This window comes from Streptomyces sp. NPDC059456, from assembly GCF_042750055.1.
Classification (GTDB): Bacteria; Actinomycetota; Actinomycetes; order Streptomycetales; family Streptomycetaceae; genus Streptomyces.
Window position 1 is genome coordinate 1 of sequence record NZ_JBHYVA010000753.1, and the last position, 3,953, is coordinate 3,953.

At 69.8% G+C, this 3,953-nt stretch carries 6 protein-coding genes; 3 read left to right on the plus strand and 3 right to left on the minus strand.

Annotated elements, in window-relative coordinates; translation table 11 throughout:
• Positions 1-36: 36 nt before the first annotated feature.
• Entirely contained in the window at positions 37-471 is a 435-nt protein-coding gene (locus ACFXA3_RS37790) for an Hsp20/alpha crystallin family protein (RefSeq protein ID WP_327130068.1), read from the minus strand.
• A 129-nt stretch (positions 472-600) separates the two neighbouring features.
• Here ACFXA3_RS37790 and ACFXA3_RS37795 point away from each other — a divergent pair, with 129 nt between their 5' ends.
• The 3 genes from ACFXA3_RS37795 to ACFXA3_RS37805 all read left to right on the plus strand — a co-directional run bounded on the left by ACFXA3_RS37795 (position 601) and on the right by ACFXA3_RS37805 (position 2,607).
• The gene (locus ACFXA3_RS37795) at positions 601-1,269 is read left to right on the plus strand and encodes an HSP18 transcriptional regulator (protein WP_385195015.1); all 669 of its coding nucleotides are present in this window, start codon (positions 601-603) and stop codon (positions 1,267-1,269) included.
• A 439-nt stretch (positions 1,270-1,708) separates the two neighbouring features.
• Positions 1,709-1,984 carry a hypothetical protein gene (locus tag ACFXA3_RS37800; protein ID WP_385195018.1) on the plus strand — a complete coding sequence of 92 codons (276 nt, stop codon included), beginning with the start codon at positions 1,709-1,711 and terminating at the stop codon, positions 1,982-1,984.
• Positions 1,985-2,349: 365 nt separating this feature from the next.
• A complete protein-coding gene (locus tag ACFXA3_RS37805; RefSeq protein ID WP_385195021.1) occupies positions 2,350-2,607 on the plus strand; it encodes a WhiB family transcriptional regulator in 258 nt (85 codons plus the stop codon).
• 317 nt (positions 2,608-2,924) lie between these two features.
• Here the strand turns inward: ACFXA3_RS37805 and ACFXA3_RS37810 are convergent, their stop codons facing one another.
• A complete protein-coding gene (locus tag ACFXA3_RS37810; RefSeq protein WP_385195024.1) occupies positions 2,925-3,263 on the minus strand; it encodes a DUF5133 domain-containing protein in 339 nt (112 codons plus the stop codon).
• Between the two features lie 32 nt (positions 3,264-3,295).
• Positions 3,296-3,481, minus strand: a complete 186-nt coding sequence (locus ACFXA3_RS37815; protein WP_385195027.1) for a hypothetical protein — start codon at positions 3,479-3,481, stop codon at positions 3,296-3,298.
• Between the last annotated feature and the right edge of the window lie 472 nt (positions 3,482-3,953).

Sequence of the window (3,953 nt, forward strand, 5' to 3'; positions counted from 1 at the left end):
CTTCCCGCCCTCCGCTGCCGGCTGGTACCGGAGGGGTCAGCCGGAGATCTGCTTGCGGCCGCTCTCGCCGCCGATGCTGATCTTGCGGGGCTTGGCGCGCTCGGCGATCGGAATCCGCAGGGTCAGGACACCCGCCTCGTAGTCCGCCTGGATGCGCTCGGTGTCCAGGGTGTCGGCCAGGACGACCTGGCGGGAGAAGACGCCCAGGGGACGCTCGGAGAGCTCCACCTTCACGGAATCGGCCTTCGCGACCGGGCGGCGCTCCGCCTTCACGGTCAGCATGTTCCGCTCGACATCGATGTCGATCGCCTCGGTGCTCACACCGGGCAGGTCGAAGGCGATCACGTACTCCTCGCCCTCACGGTAGGCATCCATCGGCATCACCGACGGCTTCGACCACGTGCCCGACGTGCCGGACAGCTGCTGAACGATCCGGTCCATCTCGCGGAACGGGTCAGTGCGCATCAACATCGCGAAACACCTCCAGTTGGTTCAGGCAGAAACTGCCAATGCGCTTCAACGTGCCACCGTTGTAGCATGTCATCGAAACGATGACAAGCAAGAAGTCATCCGGAGGGTGACACAATCACGGAGAGTGCCATGAACGAAGCCACAGAGCCGACCGCACCCATCCCGTTCCTTGCCGCCGCAGCGGCACTCGAGACCATCGACCAAGCCCTCAAGGAGGCGCGGCAACCCTCCGCGGGAACGCCGGCCACCACAGCGACATCCAAGGCTGACGCGGGCCCGCACCCGGCACCGGCCGCACTGCTGACGCTGCGCGAGGTCCGCGAGCAGCTCGCCGGCTGGGAAAGCGCCCTGATCGAAACCGCCCGCGACCAGGGCGCCAGCTGGGCCGACCTCGCGGGCCCGCTCGGGGTCGCCAGCCGTCAGGCCGCCGAACGGCGCTACCTCCGCCTGCGCCCCGGCAAGGCCGGGAGCACCGGCGAAGAACGTGTCCAGGCCACCCGCGACATGCGCGCAGCCGACCGCAACGTGAACACCTGGGCCCGCGACAACGCGGCCGACCTGCGCCGCCTCGCAGGCCAGATCACCGCCCTCACCGGCCTTTCCGCCGACGCCGAAGCCGCCGTCAACGACGTGAACCTGGCACTCGCCGACAACGACGCCGCCCGCCTCGTCCAACCCCTGACCGACACCCGGCCCCACCTCCGACCCCAGGACGGCGAACTCGCCGACCACATCGACGCCCTCACCCGCCACACCAAGCAGCTCCGGCAGGAAACCCACGACCAGCGCAGCGTGTGACCCGCCTCAACCCCCGTTCTCCAACGCACCGGAAGCACCGCCCCAGGCTTATGCCTCCCCCGGTATCCCCCTGTGGGGTCGACAGCAGGGTCGACAGCACAAGGCATGACTCGACTGGCCTCCGGGGCAGCTCTGCTCGCACCCCTCGTTCAGAGAACCGGCCGGCCCGAACGGCAAGTTTCAGGCCCAGACGGAACGCCACGCCGCCCCGTCCTCCACTCGCCCCCCTTCCAGTACTCGGCGCCTATCCGGCACGCGCGATCCGACCTGGCGGGAGCACCAAACCCGTCGGCTGAACGAGCACGAACCGGAGCGCCCGCCGCCCTTCTGGAATCGAACAGAATTAAGTTCCTAGGTGACCGACCCAAATCCCTTCCCCGACGATCTCCTTCAACTGCAGGAACGCCTCCACTGCGCCCGTGCCGAGCACCGCGCCTACTTGGCTGCACTGCCTTGGAGCGTGGAGCCCATGAAGGGCTGGGCGCGCGGTGGGCGGTATTCCCACCGCGGGGACGTGCCCGACAGTCCCGGCTGGAGCGACGAGCAGAAGGCGACGGTCGACCGCATGTGGGCAGAGCTGCGTGTGCTGTCGAGCGCGGTGGTCGACCATCCCTACTGGAAGACCGTTCCCGCCGAGGTCCTGGTGAACAGACGCATGGAGCTGAAGCGGCAGGCCCTCCCGCACAACCCAGGCGACGCACCCGAAGCGCCGTAGTCTCTATGCCGGGGCCCCTTACCGGCTCGACTTCACGACGGCCGCGACGGCCGGCGTCCGCCGGACGGGCCCGGTAGTGCTCACGAACGGCGGTGGTCGCGCCAGGCTGCCCTGCCACCAGAAGGAGACGCAGCCGAGTACCCGTCGGCTGGGTGCTCTCCGGGCGGCCTGCATCATCGTGCAAAGCCGCAGGGTTCGGGACGGATGGGACCGTAGCGCAGGGGTCGACGCGACCTTCACAGCCGAGGACGCCGCGGAGCAGGCCTTGGTGAAGAGTGCGCTGATGCCACTGCCGGCCGCATAGAGCCTCGGATCCCGGTCAGGTGCGGGGGTGAGCGACCGACTATGTGAACGGAGGCATGACGATGGACTGGCGTCACCGAGCGGCTTGCCGCGGGGAAGACCCGGACCTGTTCTTCCCCGTCGGGAGTAGCGGCCCGGCCCTGCTCCAAATCGAGGAGGCCAAGGCGGTGTGCCGCCGATGCACGGTCTTGGAGCGCTGCTTGGAGTGGTCTCTCGAAGGGGGCATGAACATGGGCGTGTGCGGAGGCCTGAGCGAGGAGGAACGGCGCGCCGTCAAACGCCGCAGGGCCCGGGAGGCGCGGGCTCGCCTCCACTCCTGACCCGCCTGCCCTCGGCGCCCGTTTCCGGCAGGATCACTCCACGGCGAGACAAAGGCGGCACCTACGAACGCGGTGAGCCGCCCCCGCACGACGCCCGGCGCGGTCGCCGTGGATAGGGCCTACTCGTCCGGCGGCAACCGCTGTGCAGACGGGGTGTCAGGGCAGTCATTCCCGAGAAGCCGTCGCCGGCCTGAGACCTCTGCGGCAGTCCAGGAACCTCGCTCCCGCCGCCGCAGCACGCCGCTTCGGCGTCTGGCCGTCCACCATCTCCACCCTCAAAAACGAGGAATGCGCCACGACGACAACCTCGATCACGCCTACCGGGACAGGCCGGGCCGCCTGACCACAGAGCAGTATTCAAAGCTCCTCAGCGGGAGCTGGGGCAGTGCCCGCACCCGGAAGCCGGTTCGCCGCCAAAACGCCTCGGCAGCCGTCAGAGCGGCGTGCGCGGTGCAGCTGCCGGTCAGGACGCGCAGGGTATAGAGGCGGTTCTCCAGCTCCGCCCGCTGCGCGCGATCGTGGGGAGCGGCCAGGGTCGTGCGGCGCGCCGCCCGCACCTGGCTCACATGCTGGCTCAGGACGAACGGGGACGGGAACAGCGCCGTTGCCGCGGGCGGGGCCGGTGCAGTGCGGGCGCATTCGATTTCCGCGCGCACCGCCCGCTCTGTACGGTCGTCGCCGGGCTGCCTCAGACGTCACTGCGCAGGCCCATCACCACCTGGGCCGTGAGCTCCCGTGGCAGGCCAGCGGTACTGGCAGCGTTGTCGAGGATGCGGTGCGCGACCGTGACCGTGCACGGGACCAGCGCCATCAACACCCCCACCGCCGGCCCGCACTCCTCAGACGCCGTGCACGGCGGGGCTGTCTCGGTCATCTGCAGCTCCCTTGCTCACCCCTGCAGGCAGCAGGCCCCCTGTCTACAACCACACCCCACACCCGCCCGCTCGGGACGGACGCCACGCCGCCCGGCGCGCTGCCTGCCGTTGACCTAACGTCAACCGTCATCAACGCGTGCCCCTCGGCGCCGCGCAGCCCGACGCAGACGATGCGCTGCTGGGACGGTGCTTGGCCGGGCCGGTCCCTTGGGTCCCTGTCGATCCGAGCCGACGGGCCGGGACGGCCGCCGATCATTGGAGGTGAGCAGGTCCCCTGCTACGTCACGACGACCGCCCGGCTGATCCCGCGCATACCCGCGACGACAGTCCCCACCACACACCTCCTTCGAGAAGTCTGTGCGACAAGAGGACCGCACATGGCGGTGGGGGGGCGCGCCGCCCGGGGGGGGGGGGGGCCCCCGCCCAGGAACCGCAGAAAACAACAACGCCGCGGGGCCCGACACCCGCCGA